The organism is Gordonia sp. N1V (assembly GCF_029269935.1).
Lineage (GTDB): Bacteria > Actinomycetota > Actinomycetes > Mycobacteriales > Mycobacteriaceae > Gordonia > Gordonia polyisoprenivorans.
In genome coordinates this window covers 419,496-435,279 of record NZ_JARJDD010000002.1, presented here as the reverse complement: position 1 = coordinate 435,279, position 15,784 = coordinate 419,496, and the positions used below count along the sequence as shown (strand labels likewise).

Annotated in this window: 13 protein-coding genes; 6 read left to right on the top strand and 7 right to left on the bottom strand. The window is 68.0% G+C overall.

Features of this window, described 5'->3' with window-relative positions; translation table 11 throughout:
• Window positions 1-503: 503 nt before the first annotated feature.
• Both P3L18_RS04635 and mshA read right to left on the bottom strand, forming a co-directional pair.
• A complete protein-coding gene (locus P3L18_RS04635) occupies window positions 504-1,091 on the bottom strand; it encodes a YbjN domain-containing protein (RefSeq protein ID WP_006372627.1) in 588 nt (195 codons plus the stop codon).
• 56 nt (window positions 1,092-1,147) lie between these two features.
• Window positions 1,148-2,488: a D-inositol-3-phosphate glycosyltransferase gene (mshA, locus tag P3L18_RS04630; protein WP_020172289.1), complete on the bottom strand. Its 1,341-nt coding sequence runs from the start codon at window positions 2,486-2,488 to the stop codon at window positions 1,148-1,150.
• Window positions 2,489-2,634: 146 nt separating this feature from the next.
• Between mshA and P3L18_RS04625 the strand changes: the two genes are divergently transcribed.
• The 5 genes from P3L18_RS04625 to P3L18_RS04605 all read left to right on the top strand — a co-directional run bounded on the left by P3L18_RS04625 (window position 2,635) and on the right by P3L18_RS04605 (window position 7,255).
• On the top strand, window positions 2,635-3,891 hold the full coding sequence (locus P3L18_RS04625) for a cytochrome P450 (protein WP_276113409.1): 1,257 nt from the start codon (window positions 2,635-2,637) through the stop codon (window positions 3,889-3,891).
• Window positions 3,888-4,499, top strand: coding sequence for a TetR/AcrR family transcriptional regulator (locus P3L18_RS04620; RefSeq protein ID WP_276113408.1), 612 nt, complete (start codon window positions 3,888-3,890; stop codon window positions 4,497-4,499). The genes P3L18_RS04625 and P3L18_RS04620 overlap by 4 nt, the downstream gene beginning before the upstream one ends.
• A 100-nt stretch (window positions 4,500-4,599) precedes the next feature.
• Window positions 4,600-5,544, top strand: coding sequence for a zinc ABC transporter substrate-binding protein (locus P3L18_RS04615; protein ID WP_006372623.1), 945 nt, complete (start codon window positions 4,600-4,602; stop codon window positions 5,542-5,544).
• On the top strand, window positions 5,544-6,371 hold the full coding sequence (locus P3L18_RS04610) for a metal ABC transporter ATP-binding protein (RefSeq protein ID WP_276113407.1): 828 nt from the start codon (window positions 5,544-5,546) through the stop codon (window positions 6,369-6,371). The genes P3L18_RS04615 and P3L18_RS04610 overlap by 1 nt, the downstream gene beginning before the upstream one ends.
• A complete protein-coding gene (locus tag P3L18_RS04605; protein WP_094601913.1) occupies window positions 6,368-7,255 on the top strand; it encodes a metal ABC transporter permease in 888 nt (295 codons plus the stop codon). The genes P3L18_RS04610 and P3L18_RS04605 overlap by 4 nt, the downstream gene beginning before the upstream one ends.
• 22 nt (window positions 7,256-7,277) lie before the next feature.
• Here P3L18_RS04605 and P3L18_RS04600 read toward each other — a convergent pair whose 3' ends face one another.
• Window positions 7,278-7,850, bottom strand: coding sequence for a DUF2599 domain-containing protein (locus P3L18_RS04600; RefSeq protein ID WP_079928824.1), 573 nt, complete (start codon window positions 7,848-7,850; stop codon window positions 7,278-7,280).
• Window positions 7,851-7,886: 36 nt separating this feature from the next.
• On the opposite strand from P3L18_RS04600, the gene P3L18_RS04595 reads away from it, so the two are divergent.
• Window positions 7,887-9,014 (top strand): beta-mannosidase, encoded by a 1,128-nt coding sequence (locus P3L18_RS04595; RefSeq protein WP_253193870.1) that lies wholly within the window; start codon window positions 7,887-7,889, stop codon window positions 9,012-9,014.
• Between the two features lie 29 nt (window positions 9,015-9,043).
• On the opposite strand, the gene P3L18_RS04590 is transcribed toward P3L18_RS04595, so the two are convergent.
• The 4 genes from P3L18_RS04590 to P3L18_RS04575 are packed head-to-tail and all read right to left on the bottom strand — an operon-like array spanning window position 9,044 to window position 15,780.
• Entirely contained in the window at window positions 9,044-10,711 is a 1,668-nt protein-coding gene (locus P3L18_RS04590; protein WP_276113406.1) for a glycosyltransferase family 39 protein, read from the bottom strand.
• A complete protein-coding gene (locus P3L18_RS04585; protein ID WP_276113405.1) occupies window positions 10,708-12,267 on the bottom strand; it encodes a glycosyltransferase in 1,560 nt (519 codons plus the stop codon). Before P3L18_RS04585 ends, P3L18_RS04590 begins: the two co-directional genes overlap by 4 nt.
• Complete coding sequence (locus P3L18_RS04580; protein ID WP_276113404.1) at window positions 12,264-13,802, bottom strand: hypothetical protein; 1,539 nt, start codon at window positions 13,800-13,802, stop codon at window positions 12,264-12,266. The genes P3L18_RS04585 and P3L18_RS04580 overlap by 4 nt, the downstream gene beginning before the upstream one ends.
• 10 nt (window positions 13,803-13,812) lie before the next feature.
• Entirely contained in the window at window positions 13,813-15,780 is a 1,968-nt protein-coding gene (locus tag P3L18_RS04575; RefSeq protein WP_276113403.1) for a hypothetical protein, read from the bottom strand.
• Window positions 15,781-15,784: the final 4 nt, after the last annotated feature.

The following is a 15,784-nucleotide window of genomic DNA, read 5'->3' as shown; positions in this document are numbered from 1 at the left end:
GCGCGTGTCCTGCTCTCCCGCAAAGAAATTGACCCACTCAATAGTCAGTAGAGCCCAGTGTGTTCGACGCAAGGGGAATTTTGATCAATTCTGCTTGTGGACAACGTGTTTCGGCGCTGATTTTCTGTCGGTGGGTTGTGGTAAGGGGTGCGGGTTTTCGTATTTCTTGTTCTCGATGTGGTTGGGAGCCTGGTTGTCTCGCCGGGTCTCGAGGCCCGGCGCTGGGGCGCCGGGCACCTCGACCATCGGGGGGAAGGCTCTCGAGCATCGGTAGGGCGGGTTGTTCGACCATCGGGGGAAGGTTCTCGACCAGCGGGGAAAGGCGCTGACGATCCGGAGGAGGTCGGCGCCTTGACCGTCGGGAGTGATGAGTACGCGGCTCCACTGTGCAGGCGCGTCTGGTGCACGGCGGTGGATGTGGTTGCGATACTTGTCATCTCACCGGGTCTCGAGGCTCGCCGCACGCGGCTCGCACCTCGACCAGCGGGGATCGAGCGGAACGGTCAGCTACCGGACGCGTCGTCGATCACCGAGGTTTCGCCGGGAACGTACCTGTCCGGCAACGGTTCTCCGGGTTCGGGCAACGAGTCCTTGTCGATGAGATGCTCGAAGGCGAGCAGATTGCGCAACGATTCGCCGCGCGAGACGCGCCACGCCCATTCGCGACGGATCGAGGTGGCGAAGCCGATTTCGAGCAGAGCGTTGAAGTCGCCGTCGGCGGCCTCGAGTACCTGTCCGAGAACACGGTCCACCTCATCGGCGGTGAGCGCATCCCCGGAGATCCGGCCGATCAGGTAGATGTCGCCGATGTTGTCGATCGTGTACGCCACGCCGTAGAGCCGGCGATTGCGTTTGAGCAGGAACTTGAAGACCTCTTCGAGTTTCTCGTCGGGGTGGCGGCAGACAAATGCCTCCACCCGCACACCGTAGGTGCCCGCGGTCAGCAGCACCGTCGTCTTGAGCTTGCGCTCCCCCGGCAGCTCGAGCACGATGTGCTCGGCCTGGGCTGCGCCGGAACTCTTACGGGTGAACGGGATCTCCCGTTCGGAGAGCACCTTTTCGAGTAATTCGATGTGGTCGGTGTGACTCATCGTCTTCCTTCCGCTTCGACGGTTGTGGCCACGAGAATCTCTCGGGACACCATCACTCAGAGGGGCATCCGCGCCCGACGGCGTCGCCAGCGGCGGGTCGCCCGCACCAGTGGGGTCACCCCGACGGCCGGGACACGGTTACCCGCAAAGGATTCCATCGCTCGCGCATAACTCGCCAACAGCGCGTCGGTGGTGTGCTCCCATGAGAATTGTTCGGCATGCTCGCGTGCGCGGCGTCCCATCGCGGCCAGCTGATCGGAACTGCTGAGCATTTTCTCCAGCGCGGTCGTCCAGTCCCCGATCTGATGCCCATCCACGAGCATCCCCGACCTGCCGTCGGCCACCGCCACCCCGAGTCCGCCGACGTTGGCGGCCAACACCGGGACGCCACACGCCTGCGCCTCGATGGCGACAAGACCGAAGCTCTCCGAATAACTGGGCACCGCAACGAGATCCGATGACCGATAGACCTCCGCCAGGCGCGTCGCGGGCTGCGGCGGCAAGAACGTGACGGCGTCGGAGATGCCGAGTTCGGCGGCCAGATCGATCAGCGCGGTCGGCCGGTCGAGTCCGCTGCCCGACGGTCCGCCAACGATCAATACGTGAACCGGCCGACGGCCCGTCGCCCGCTGCCGCTCGATCAGCGGCGCCGCGGCGGCGAGCAAGACGTCGGGAGCCTTGAGAGGCTGGATACGACCGACGAACGTCACGATGCTCGCCTCGGCCGGCAGTCCGAGTTCTGCGCGCGCATCGGAGCGCGAACCCGGTGTGTAGCAGTCGAGATCGGCACCGGGAGTCACGATATCCACTCGGCCGGGGTCGGCGTCGTACATGGTGATCAGCTCGTTGCGTTCGGTGTCGGTGTTGGCCACGAGCCGATCGGCCTCCGCAACCACCTGCTGCTCGCCGATCACCCGCAACCGCGGTTCGGCCGCATCCCCTTTCGCCAGCGAGGCGTTCTTCACCGCAGCCAGCGTGTGCGCGGTATGCACCAACGGCACGCCCCACCGCTCCCGGGCGAGCCACCCCACCTGTCCCGACAACCAGTAGTGCGAATGGATCAGGTCGTAATAGCCGGGCCGCTGCATCGCCTCGGCGCGCAGCACCCCTGCGGTGAACGCACAGAGCTGGGCGGGCAGATCCCGCTTGTCGAGCCCCTCGAACGGTCCCGCCACGATGTGTCGGACGGTGATCCCGTCCGCGGCCGCCACCGTGGGGGCATCCGCCGAGGACGTCGCCCGCGTGAAGATCTCGACCTTCACCCCACGCCGGGCCAGACGCTGCGCCGTCTGCCAGACGTAGACGTTCATCCCGCCCGCGTCGCCGGTACCGGGCTGCGCCAACGGCGAGGTGTGCACCGAGATCAACGCGATGCGCCGGGGCCGTGACGAGCTCATCCCTTCAGCTTAGAGAAGCACACGGCGACGGCTCGGGTCAGCGCCCCGTCCGGACGGCCCCGACCACCCACCGTGTGTGGTCAACATGCCCCACAGTTCTCGACTCGGACGTTGACACATTGGCAAGAGTGTCTCACTATCACTACATGACGACTGCAACGTCTCACGAGCCGCTTTTCCGCCTGCGCTCGGGCGCGCAATGGCGCGACCCCTTCGGCATGTATGCGCGCCTGCGTGCCGAGTCCCCGGTCCATCACGTCACCGACGACCCGTCCGGCGCGGACTTCTGGGTTCTGACCCGGCATGCGGACGTCATGGCCGCGGCCACCGACCTGACGACGTTCTCCTCGGCGGCGGGACTCACCGTCGTCGACGGTGAGATCGAGGCCATCGGCATGGCCGACAACCCACCGATGGTCATGCAGGACCCGCCCGGCCACACCGCCTTCCGCGCTCTGGTCGCGCGCGGCTTCACCCCTCGTCAGGTGCAGTCGATCCGGCCGCGGATCCACGACTTCGTGACCACCCGCCTCGACGAAATCGCCGATCACGGACCCGCCACCCCCGTCGACATCGCACACCTGCTCCTCAAACCGTTGCCGAGCATGCTGGTCGCGCATTATCTCGGTGTGCCGGAGAAGGATTGGGCACGATTCGACGAGTGGACCGAGGCCATTGTCGGCGCAGTCGGCGGGACCGCCGACCCGGGTGCGGGAACCGCGGGCGCCGCGACCGGCGAACTGCTCGGCTACTTCGCCGACCTCATCGCGCAGCGCCGCACCGAAGGCGCCACCGGCTCCGACACCGTCTCCACCCTCGTCGCCGCCGGACGCGCCGACGACGACGCCGGCCTCGTCTCGATCCTCGCGTTCGTGTTCACCATGATCGCCGGCGGCAACGACACCACGACGGGCTTGCTGGGCGGCTCGCTGGCGCTACTGTCCGAACATCCCGATCAGCGTGCACAACTCGTCGCCGACCCCTCACTCATCGGCGACGCCGTCGAAGAGCTGCTGCGACTGACCTCCCCGGTGCAGGGGCTATGCCGCTCGACGACCCGTCCGGTGCGCTACGACACCCCCGACGGTCCGGTCGAGATCCCCGCCGGCCGCAAGGTGCTGCTCTGCTACGCCGCGGCCAACCGCGACCCGGAGGTCTTCGGCGCCGACGCCGAGGCCCTCGACGTCACGCGTCGTCCGCGCGGCATCCTCACCTTCAGCCATGGCGACCACCACTGCCTCGGCGCGGCCGCCGCGCGGATGGCGGCCGACGTCACGCTCACCGAACTCCTCGCCCGCTTCCCCGAGTTCGAGATCGATGTCGACGGAATCGAATGGGCGGCAGGACATTACGTCCGACGACCGACCCGCGTCCCGTTCCGGACCGGCCCGGTCCACCGATGACCTCGCCCACCAACTGGCTGGCCGCCGACCGCGCCGATCTGGCGGCCACGCGCATCCTCGACACCGCCGAGTCGCTGTTCGTCGCGCGCGGGGTGGCCTCGGTGACCATGCGCGATGTCGCCGATGCGGTGGGCTGCTCGCGCGCCACCCTCTACCGCCACTTCCCCGGCCGCGACCGCCTGCTGGCCGCCTACGTCGAGCGCACGGCGACCATCATCGGCGCCGACGTCGCCGAACGCATCGGCGCGGTCGGCACACCGGCCGATCGGCTGGTCGCCGCGATCGAGACCGCACTGTCCGGGGTGCGCCGGAACCCGGCTCTGTCCACATGGTTCGACGCCGAGATGGCCGGCACGTCGACCCAGCTGGCGCTGCTCTCGCCGGCGATCGACGCCCTGGCCACCGGCATCCTCGCCCGGCTGGCACCCGAACTCGGTGACAACGGTGACAACGAACTCCCCGACACCGACCTCTCCGATCGAGCCGGCTGGCTGGTGCGGGTGATGGTCTCCCTGCTGGCCGCCCCCGCGCCCGACGCCGACACCGAACGCGACCTGCTCACCCGCTTCGTCGTGCCGGTCGTCCTTCCTTCGCACCCTCCCGCGTAAACCGCACCCACCGGCGAACGGGCGCCGATTCGTCGCGACGAATGCCGTCCCCTACACTGCATTCGGTAACGATTGTCGTTTTCGCGAAGGGTGCTACTCCATGAAGCGTGCATTGGTCGCCTCCGCAGGTCTGCTGACCGCCGCGGCCCTGGTCCTGTCGGGCTGTTCGGACGACGGCGGCGGCTCGTCGAGTGGCGGCAAACCGACCGTGGTCACCTCGACCAACGTGTGGGGTTCGGTGGCCTCCGCGGTGGCCGGGAACGACGCCGAGGTCACCGCGCTGTTCACCAACAGCGCCGACGACCCGCACGAGTTCGAGCCGTCGGCGTCGGACACCGCGAAGGTCGCCGACGCCTCGGTGATCCTCATGAACGGTGGCCACTACGACGAGTACATGGAGCAGGCCGCCAAGAACAGTTCCGGCACGGTGATCAACGCCTTCGACATCATGGAGGGCGGTCACGAGGAGTCCACCGAAGAGACCGGCACCGACGAGGGTCACTCGCACGAGGTCAACGAGCACGTCTTCTACAATCTGGCCGTCGTCGGACAGGTCGCCACCAAGCTCGGTGAGGCGTTGGCCGCCAAGGACTCCGCTCACGCCGAGACCTACCGCACCAATGCCCTGCGCTTCAACACCGAACTCGCCGCCGTCCGCAATCAGGTGAGCCAGATCAAGGCCGCCCACAACGGGACCAAGGTCGCCCAGACCGAACCGCTGGCCGGATACCTGCTCACCGAGGCCGGACTCTCCGACGTCTCCCCCGCCGGCTTCACCGCAGCCGTCGAGGAGGGTCAGTCACCCTCGGCCGCCGACCGCGCCGCCCTGCAGGACCTGCTCACCTCCCGCACCGTGAAGGCTTTCATCTACAACACCCAGGCCGTCGACACGGTGACCGAGGCGTTGCTCACCGTCGCCCAAGGTGCGAAAGTACCGGTCGTGAAGTTCACCGAAACGCTGCCCGACGGTGTCAGCGATTACGTCGTCTGGCAGCGCGGTCAGGTCGAGGCCCTCGCGAATGCGTTGAACTCGTCCGGAGCCTGATGACCAGCCCGATCCCCGCCACCCCGAGCCCCGCAACGCCGATCCCGGTCGCCTCGTTTCGCCACGCGCGGCTCGCCTTCGGCGAGCGGGTGCTCTGGGACGACCTGAACCTGACGATCGAGGCCGGCGAGTTCGTCGCCGTCCTCGGTCCGAACGGTTCGGGCAAGACGTCGTTCCTGCGCACCCTGCTCGGCCAGTACCCGTTGAGCGCCGGTGACCTCGACGTCACCGACGCCGTCGGCTACATCCCGCAGCAGCACGCCGACGACGCCGACACCATGGCCCTGCGTGCCCGCGACCTGGTCGGATTCGGCGTCGACGGGGCGCGGTGGGGTATCGGTCTGCGCGGGCGACTCGAACGCCGACGCATCGTCGACGCCGCACTCGCCGAGGTCGGTGCGACCGCCTACGCCGATGCCCCGGTCGGGCTGCTCTCCGGCGGTGAACAGCAACGATTGCGGGTGGCGCAGGCACTGACCACCGATCCGCAGCTACTGCTCTGCGACGAGCCGCTGGCCAGCCTCGACCCGGCCAGCCAGGAACGCGTCGTCGAACTCATCGACCGTCGCCGGCGCACCGCGCACACCGCAGTAATCCTGGTGACGCACGAGATCAACCCGGTGATGCCGTATGTGGACCGGGTGCTCTACCTCGTCGGCGGCCAGTTCCTCGCGGGGCCGCCGGAGAAGGTGATGACGACGGCGACACTCTCGGCGCTCTACGGCAGTCACGTCGAGGTGGTGCGCGTCAACGGCCGCCTCCTCGTCGTCGGCGGCGAAGAGGGCATCGCACACTGCCACGCCGACGAGGAGCATCCGGGCCTGTGAGTACCGTTCTGGCCGCCCGTACCGTCGTGGCCGCCGACGTCGAACTCCGCGACTTCTGGGACTTCGCCGAGACCGCGCGACTGCTGCACTACGACTTCGTCTGGCAGGCGCTCATCGCGCTGGCGCTGCTCGGCGCACTCTCCGGCGTCCTCGCCCCACTGATCGTGTCGCGGCAGATGTCATTCGCGGTGCACGGCGCCAGCGAACTGTCGGTCACCGGCGCCGCCGCGGCGTTGCTCGCCGGTGTCAGCATCAATCTCGGCGGGGTGATCGGCGCGGTCCTCGCCGCCGCCGTCTTCGGTTTCATGGGAAATCGTGCCCGCGAACGCGATTCGGTGATCGGCGTCGTAATGGCCTTCGGATTGGGATTGGGCGTGCTGTTCCTGGCACTCTACGGCCGCATCGGTGCCGGCTTCGCGCTGCTGACCGGGCAGGTCGTCAGTGTCGGCGTGCACGGGATGACCGCCATCGCGATCACCACCGCCGTGGTGCTGGTGGTCCTCACCGTCATCTACCGTCCGCTGTTGTTCGCCTCGCTGGACCCCCGGGTCGCGCAGGCGCGCGGCGTGCCGATGCGTGTGCTGTCGGTGGTGTTCGCGATCCTCGTCGGCCTCGCCGCCGCGCAGGGCGTGCAGATCATCGGGGCGCTGCTGGTGATGTCGCTGATGATCACCCCCGGCGCCGCCGCCGCGCGCCTGAGCGCCAATCCGACGGTCGTGCTGGGCCTGTCGGTGCTATTCGCCGAGATCGCCGCCGTCGGCGGTCTGCTGCTCTCGTTGGCGCCGCAACTACCGGTCTCGGTGTTCGTCACCACGATCTCGTTCGTGATCTACCTCGTGTGCCGGGCGATCGGCTCCCGGCGGACACACGCCACCCGCACCTGACCCCACCACCGGCGCCGAGGTGTCACTCCTCCGGCCCGCCCGGGTTGCACATCGTGTTGATCATCTCCTGCTGCGACACCACCGGGCGGTCGGGTTCGATGTTCCAGCTCGGCTTGTCGGGCGCGACGATCCGCGCGTAGGTCCAGTGGCAGTCGAACTGGGCGCGCATCCCCGGGGTGTCGGCGTTGGGCGCCAGCGCGAGCACCTCGGCCCACGCGACGTCGGCGCCGTTGTCGGAGGTCGTCTTGCGACCCGAGGGCGTGGGATAGATCTGCAGGCTCGGCCCGACCTGCGTCTGCACCCACTGCACGTGATCGATGTACGGCGGCAGGTGCACCGGATCGGTCGTCGGGGACGCCGTCGGCTCGATCCACGACGACGGTGACGAAGCGGTGGGCGAGGAAGCATCCGGCGACGGGGTGGATGGCGCCGTGGCGGATGGCGACAGGGACGATGGCGACAGGGACGTGCTCGGCTCCGAACCCGTCGCAGAGGACGACTCGTCGCCGCAGCCGGCCACGCCGACGAGCAGTACGGCGCAGGCAACGGCGCCGACGACGGAAGCGAGTATTCGGTGCCACGGTTGACGTCTCACCTCCGCGACAATAGTCACCGGAGTAGGCTGCGCGGTGTGCCGAACGGTCGCACTCGCGTACGAACCACGGTGATCAGCCTGGTGCTGGCCGTGGTCCTGTTCGGGCTCAACGCCTGCAGCTACCTCAACCCGGGTTCCGAATCCGGTGCCGAGACCACACATTTCGCCGGACGTGTCGACACCACCCCCACCGGTCTGCACCTCGACGGAACGCCGTGGTGGCCTTCCGGATTCAACGCCTATCAGCTCGGCACCAACTGGGCGGTGAACGCCGGGTGCGGGGCCGAGGTGGATCTGGACCGCTACTTCGGCGCACTGCCGCCGCGCGCCCTCACCCGCTTCAACCTGTATGCGATGTTCGCGGTCAACAAACACACCGGCGGACTGGATTTCGGCCCGCTCGATGCCGTGTTCGCAGCCGCCAAGCGGCACCACCAGATGGTGCTGCCGGTGTTGACCGGCTCGTCGGGCGATTGCGAGGACGGGGTGTTCAAGGACCGGTCCTGGTACACCGACGGATGGCGCACCACCCGCGCCGTCGGTGGGATGACCTACGCCGACTGGATGTCGATCGCGGTGAAGCGCTGGGCCGGCGAAACATCGCTCGCCGGTTGGGAACTCGTCGGTGAGCCGGAGACCAGCAGCTGCGGCGCAGGCGGTTGCGACCTGGCACACCGCACCTGCCAACCCGGCGCGGCGCAGGTTCTGCGCGACTTCTTCGATGCCGCCGGGGCCGCCTTGCGCGACATCGATCGGCGCCACCCCATGTTCGCCGGCTTCACCGGCGGCGACCAATGCGGCACCACCGGCACCGACATGGACATCGTCGCGCAGTCGCCGCATCTCGACGTACTCGACTACCACGACTATCGCAACGACGAGGGCATCCCACCCGCGGGCAGCGACCTAAGCGCGCGAATCGCGTTGGCGCACCGCCTCGGCAAGCCGATCGTCGTCAACGAACTCGGCATCAAGGCCGGTTCGTGCCTGTCGATCTCGACCCGCGCCGCCGAACTACGCACCCGCCTCGCCGACATCCGGCGAGAAGGTGTCGCCGGGGTGTTGCTGTGGGCGTTCGTCCCCGATCCGCGCCCCGACGAGTGCACCTACGACATCGGCTACGACGACCCCGCGTGGCGGGTCGTCGACCAGGCGATCGTCTGAGTCGCCCCACGTCGCTCGATCGGTGTCCCTCAGCCCGACCGACTCCCGGTCACCCGGTACACCCGCCAGTCGGGCAGGTCGGCCCCCTGGTTGCGCACGTCGAGGACCCGCACGGCGATCTGCGCACCGTTCTCGTAGAGCGTCGGATAGCGTTGATTGAGGGCGTCGGACAGGCCTCGTCCGGACGCGGGTACCGCCAGCATGTATTGCACCCCTGCGGCTTTGGGGTCGTTGAGGACCTCGACGAAGTCGGAGTCGGACGGGATGACGAATTGTTTGGGCCGTCGCGACTGCACGACGACGGCGAATCCGTAGACGGTGTCGGTGAGCACGCTGCCGTCGGGCAGGTCGAGTGAGTCGAGGTAGCGGGCGAGGGTCCGTTCGGTGGAGAAGCTGCGCACGATCCGTCGTTCGTCGAGATGGCGCTGCGAGACCGAATCCGGGCGCGGCCACACCACCGACGAAAGCGCGAACTCCTGCGGCGCGTACTTCGGCGAGGTCATCCCGAATGCCGTGGTGGGCAACGACACCAGCATCACCAGGACCGCGATGGTGCCGGAGAACACGTATCGCCGGATCGGTCCCCCGGTCCAGTGGGCCACCAGAGTGGTGCGCGGACCCTGCCGACGATACGGCGACTGGCGTCGTGCGGGCACGGCCAACAGCGAGACCAGTGCGGCGAGCAGGATCACCGTCATGTAGAACCGCAGGAAACCGAACGTCGAACCCCGTGCGTAGGTGTAGACCTGGAACGCGAGCACCGCGCCGATCATGGCCAGCGGCACCAACACCGCGTACAAACGGCGGTGCCGGGCTCGCACGACCAGGACGAGCACCGCCAGCAGCGGCAACAGGGGCGCGAGGATCGCCAACTCGGTCATCGAGAATCGCAGCGCCTCACCCGCACCGTTGGAGCCACTGCCCCCGGATTGCTCGATGATGGCGGCGTTGCCGTATTCGGAGGAGAACTGCGCGAACGCATTTCCGGTGATGAGCCAACCGGTGAAGGCCCATGCGATGAATGCCACACCGGACGGCGCGGCCACCAGCACGGCGTCGAGGAAGGTACGACTGACCCGTTTGGTGCGATCGGCGCGGAACAAACTGACCCAGGCGACCCCGATCGTGCTCGCCAGCGCCGCCGCACCACCGTCGTAGCGAGTGAGGTAGCTCAACGCCAATGCTATTCCGGCGACCGCCAATTCGTGGACGTCATCGGTGTCGACCCATCGCATGAGCCGCCGCGCCGCCCACGCGAGGCAGAACAGGTAGGGCGCCTCGCTCATGCCGTTGGCGCCGTAGAGCACGATCATCGGGTTCAGCGCGTAACACGCGGTCGCCAGCGTCGCCACCACCGGATTGAGGCCGCGGTCGCGGGCGACCCCGGACACCTGGATCACCGATCCGGCCATGAACGCCGAGGACATGATCACCGCCGAGACCGCGTCGGTGGTCATCTGCGGAATCCACGGGGTCAGTGCGGTGAGCGGGAGTTGCACGATCGCCGTCAACGGCGTGAAGACGAATCCGATGGCCGCCAGATGCGGACTGCGACTGAACAACACCGACTGTGCGGACTGCACCCGCGAGAGTGCGTCGCCGAAGTACAGGTGCACATCGACCGCCAGGTACAGGCCCACCCCGCAGTAGAGCGCGAACATCGCCACGAACAGCACCAGCACCCAATTTCGGGTCATGCGCCACCACCCGAACCGGTCTCCTCGCCGCCGGAAGCCAACCCGTGCACCGTCTTCTCCCAGTACGACGGATTGAACAGGATCTGCCACATCCCCTTGATCGCGGCGATGCTCATCAGAATCCAGTACGCCGGGACCAGCAGTGCCGAACCCACCAGTTCGCTGCGGTCGTCCTCGCGGATGGCCATCAGGTTCATGTAGAGCGCCGAGCCGTTGCCGAAGACCAGCGAGAGCAACGACAGATAGTAGATCGGACCCCAGAACAGGTGCGCGACAACGGGTGGCTGGCCGGCGATCCACATGATCAGGATCAACCAGAAGACCATGTTCATGCACGCGATGAGCGGGGTGCCCGCGATGAGGAAGGTGAATCGGACCCACGCCACCGGACCGAGGATGTGCCACAACGTGATCGGGTGACGCATGTGCACCAGCCACGTCTGCATGTAACCCTTGTACCAGCGCGATCTCTGCCGAACCCAGTTGATCGCATCGACATTGGCCTCTTCGAGGGTCACCGAATCCAGCACGGCGGTGCGGTATCCGCTGTCGGCGATGCGCACGCCGAGGTCGGCGTCCTCGGTGACGTTGAACGGATCCCACGCGCCGATGTCGTCGAGCACGTCGCGCAGGAAGTGATTGGACGTGCCGCCCAACGGGATCGGGGCGCGGCTGACCATCATGCCGGGCAGCAGGAACCCGAACCAGATGCCGTAGTCGGCGGTGAACCAGCGGGTCAACAGGTTGTCGGTGGCGTTGTGAAAGCTGAGCTTGCCCTGCACGCACACCACCGAGTCGTCGCCGATGTTTCGGAAAACCCAAACCGCCCTGCGTAATTGGAGCGGATCGGGTTTGTCCTCGGCATCGAAGATGGTGACGATGTCGCCGGTGGCGAAGTGCAGACCGTAGTTGCACGCCTTGGGTTTGGTGCGCGGCTGCGCCGGTGGGGTGAGCACCACCGTCACCACGCCGCCCTCGTCCTCCATCGCACGCGCGGCCCGGATGGTCGGTTCGTCGTCCTCCTCGAGCAGCAGGAGCACCTGCAATTTGTCCTGCGGATACTCGATCGACTCGACCGCCTTGATGAGGTCGCCGACGACCTCGGGTTCGCCATAGGCGGGCACGAGCACGGTGTAGGGCGGCAGGTCGTCGTCGGACAGGGCGCGGGCCTGCTCGTCGGAGACGGCGATGGCCCCGTTGACCAGGCCGCGTCGGAAGATGACCAGCCGGTCGATCAGCGTGACCACGTAGGCGACGGTGGCGATGCCGATCAGGGTGGCCAGCGTCGGGATCGGGAAGAAGCCGACCAACACGACGATGACGAGCAGCAGGGCCAGGCCGCCGTACTTCTGTGGCCGGGAGAACGCGGTGGAGGCCGAGGCGTCGGCGTCGGCGTCGCGGAGTCGTTCGACCGCGTCGTAGAGGGCCTGCTGCCGATAGTCCTCGTCGACGAGCAACTCGGCGACCGGACGCGTCGGCCGGGTGCAGCGGCTCCGCGGGTCGGCGTCGGAGCGATGCCGGGCCCGCACGGGCGCTCCGGTGTCCTCGGCACTCACGTCCCGGCCTCCCGTCCGGCCGCTTCGACCTGGGCGTCGACGATGCCGGCGGCCAAGCCCACCAACAGATCCCGGTCCTTGTAGGTGGGGGTGGTGTCGCGGATGGCCGCGTTCCCGCGGAACAGGACGGTGAACATGGTGTTGACGTTGCCGACCACGGTGTACGTCGGCGCCGGGAAGTAGGCGTCGGTCTCGTGGTTGTCGACCGACCACAGCACGACCTGCTGGGTGAGGTCACCGTTGTTCCACCACCACGACACGACGGTGTAGCTGAGGTAGCGGGTGTCGTCGATCACCGTCCACATCCAGGCGCGCACACCGTGCGGCATGGGCACCTCCACCGAGGGACCGAACCGGTCGCCGACCATGTCGTAACGAAAGATGTAGGGGTAGGTCTGCAGCGACAGCGGACGCCCGGTGTCCACGGAGTCGACGGCCACCCGCCGCGGCCGGGACTGCTTGTCGAACCGGGAACTGCCCTGCCGCTGCACGACCATCTGCCGGTACATCACCGATCCCGAGCTGTAGAAGCGCGCCGCCCAGTCGTACCGGCTGACCGACTCCTGCCGCCAGTCGGCGGGCAGGGCCAGCGGCACACCCACCGACATGCCCGGAATGGTCGCGCTCGGCCAGCTCGACGCCGTCACCGGAACCGGGATGAAGGCGATGGCGACGGTCGCCAGCAGCAACAGCAGCCCGGGCCTGCGGACCCGGGCGAGCGTCGGCGGATGGACGTTGCGTCCCAGTGGCGACCAGCCCAGCCGATGCCGGTTGCGGTAGTCGAAGTACATCACCAGCGACGACATCAGCGCCGCGGCCACCGCAGGCACCACCACCAGCAGAATTCGCTGCAGGCCTTCGACATAGACGTGCATCAGGATCAGGATCGCCAGTCCGGTGACCAACGACAGTGCGGCGCCGATGAAGGCCCGGCGACGGTTGCGTCCGACGGCGATGAGTGTCGCGATCGCGGCGACGACGACCATCACCGCGCCCGCGGCGACCGGGCCGCCGCCCGCGGTGAGGATCATCACCCGCATCGGTACCGGCCAGATCAGTAGCGCCAGCGCCCAGGTCCAGCGAAACCGCATCACCGGTCGCAGACCGAACATCACGATCGCCCCGCCCAGCACGAACAACCACAACGCCAGCAGGTCCATGTGCGCGGTGATGTAGGCCTGCGAGTATCGGGGATTGACCATGAACTGCACCGACACCGACAACAGCAACACGATCGCCCCGACGATGGTGTCGGTTTGCCGGTCGTAGATCGGCGGTTCCGGGGTGGGACGCCAGGACTTGCCGATCGCCGCGATCAGCACCAGCGCCAGCAGCACCGGGACGTAGATGATGAGCGTGAGCGCACGCATCTCCGCCAGCACCGCGAGGATGGTGACCCGGAAGGCGATGGCGGTGAGCGCGGCCAGAACCAGCCAGCGCACCGCGAGCACCACCGACGGATGGTCGGCCGGGCGCAGCGACACACCCGGCCGGGCGGGCGCCGGCGGCGGGGTGGTCGGCTCGGTCACCGTCATGGTGGGACCATCACCGCTTGTCCGGGGCGCTGTCGGCGACACCGGCGGCGGACCGGCGGCGACGCAGCACCAGGATCACCGCGCCGGCCACCACGACCGCGGCGACGAGCACGCCGACGATGATGCCGATCGTCGCACCCGTACCGAGCCCCGACGACGCCGACGGAGGCGGGGTCGACGCCGCGGCGTCGACGTAGACCGGGTCCTGATCACGCACCTTGATCAGCGCATCCCCGGAGATCGATGTCCACCGGTTGTCGTCGTCGAGCCAGCGCAGCAGGTCATCGAGATCGGAGCCGTCCCCGGTGGACGTCGCCACCAGGACGGTCCGGTCGCCGGACTGCGTCGCCTGCAACGATCCGTACCGCAGCGCCGGGGTCAGGGTGATCTGCGCCGACGACCCGCTCGCGGCATGCACCGTCACCGTGCCGCCCGACGAGCTGACCGGCAGGGTCAGATCGGGCAGGCCCCGACCATCGGCCGAGATCAGCACGGCCGGCTGCTGCGACGATGCGGCGTCGGCCATCGACACCACGTCGAGCCCCAGCGGGACGACCGACAGCCGCTGCAGACCGGCGGCGATCTCCACACCGCGGCTGACGTCGCCGACATCGCCCTTGGTCCAGGCCAGCTTGGCCCACGGCATCAACGATTCGGGGACCGATCCGAGTCCGGCCGGTTGCGGCGGATCGGCGACGTCGCTGGTGATCTCGCCGGCCGAACTCAACGACAGACTCGAGCGCGAGCCGTTCCCGCAGCCCTCGTTCACCCCGCCGCGCTCGAGCGTGACGGTGAGCTGGGTGAAGCGGGTGACCGAGTTGTCGGGCAGGTCGACCCAGCTGTTGAAGGTCCCCGAGGAGTCCGTCGGCAGTGTTGCGATGACCCGCCGGCCGATGCGCACCGAGATCACGGCGTTGTCACCACCGGCCGGTGCGTAGGAGCCGATCAGCTGGATCCGGATGTTCTTGGACGGACGGCCCAACCGGGTCTGATCGATCCCCACCGAGATCGACGGCCAGGTGTTGGAGACGACCTGTTGGTCACCGATGCCGAGATCGGCGAGGGTCTGCACGTCCGGCGCGAGCTGCGGGGCGTCGAAGAGGGGGCCGCCAACCGCCGACGAACTCGCGGCGATCGAGGCGAGATTGCTGGTCAGCATGCGCGCCTGGGCGACGAGCTGATCGGCGGGACCCCCGACGACGAGATACGCCGAGCCCTGCGGGCCGCTGCGCAACGACAGCCCCGCCGGTGCCGACGAGTCGATGACGATCTGACGTTCGAGCGGCCCGGGAGCCGTGGGCGGTGTGAGATCCGAGCGGGGACGCGCGACGGTGGTCACCGGCACCGACGCGGTTCCGTAGTGCGCGACGACAGCCGCGGCGAGGTCCACGGCCGCTGCGCCCTCGGCCTGCTTCACGTCGTCGGGAATGACGAGGGTCAATTGCCGAAGAATCGGCGGCAGGAATTGCGCGACGGTCTGCGGAATGGATTCTCGCCCGGTGAACGACACCACCGCACCGGAGAGGGTGAATGCATTGTCGGGCTCGAATTGGCAGATTCCCTGAACGGTCAGATAGGCGCGCAACGTGATGTCTGCGGCGTCTGCGCTGACGGTGACACCGGCCAGTGGCAGGACGATCTGCGCGTTCGGTGCGGTCGGGATCGGGGTCCGCGAGATCAACCGCGACCCTTGCACGACGTCGACGGTGCCGCCGGTGACGAACGACGGCAACGACACCGTGCCACGCAGTTCGTCGGGATTCAGATTGTCGGGCACCGGAATCGACAGCGACACCTCCCCCTGTTGGCCGGGAAAGGTGATGGTCGGTGACGAGCCGATCTGTTCGAGGGACATCGGTGGCGGCGGGTCGCCCGGCGCCGCGTGGACGAATGCCGCAGGCCCGGCGGCGAGCCCGAGGACGAGCAGGCACACAGTCACTGCGCGGACAATGGGGGTGACGCGCACACGAAAGATCATGGGT

Coding starts and splice junctions, on each gene's coding strand:
- P3L18_RS04575 (WP_276113403.1), bottom strand. CDS start 15,780: ATGATCTTTCGTGTGCGCGTCACCCCCATTGTCCGCGCAGTGACTGTG.
- P3L18_RS04615 (WP_006372623.1), top strand. CDS start 4,600: ATGAAGCGTGCATTGGTCGCCTCCGCAGGTCTGCTGACCGCCGCGGCC.
- P3L18_RS04625 (WP_276113409.1), top strand. CDS start 2,635: ATGACGACTGCAACGTCTCACGAGCCGCTTTTCCGCCTGCGCTCGGGC.
- mshA (WP_020172289.1), bottom strand. CDS start 2,488: ATGAGCTCGTCACGGCCCCGGCGCATCGCGTTGATCTCGGTGCACACC.
- P3L18_RS04580 (WP_276113404.1), bottom strand. CDS start 13,802: ATGACGGTGACCGAGCCGACCACCCCGCCGCCGGCGCCCGCCCGGCCG.
- P3L18_RS04620 (WP_276113408.1), top strand. CDS start 3,888: ATGACCTCGCCCACCAACTGGCTGGCCGCCGACCGCGCCGATCTGGCG.
- P3L18_RS04635 (WP_006372627.1), bottom strand. CDS start 1,091: ATGAGTCACACCGACCACATCGAATTACTCGAAAAGGTGCTCTCCGAA.
- P3L18_RS04590 (WP_276113406.1), bottom strand. CDS start 10,711: ATGACCCGAAATTGGGTGCTGGTGCTGTTCGTGGCGATGTTCGCGCTC.
- P3L18_RS04610 (WP_276113407.1), top strand. CDS start 5,544: ATGACCAGCCCGATCCCCGCCACCCCGAGCCCCGCAACGCCGATCCCG.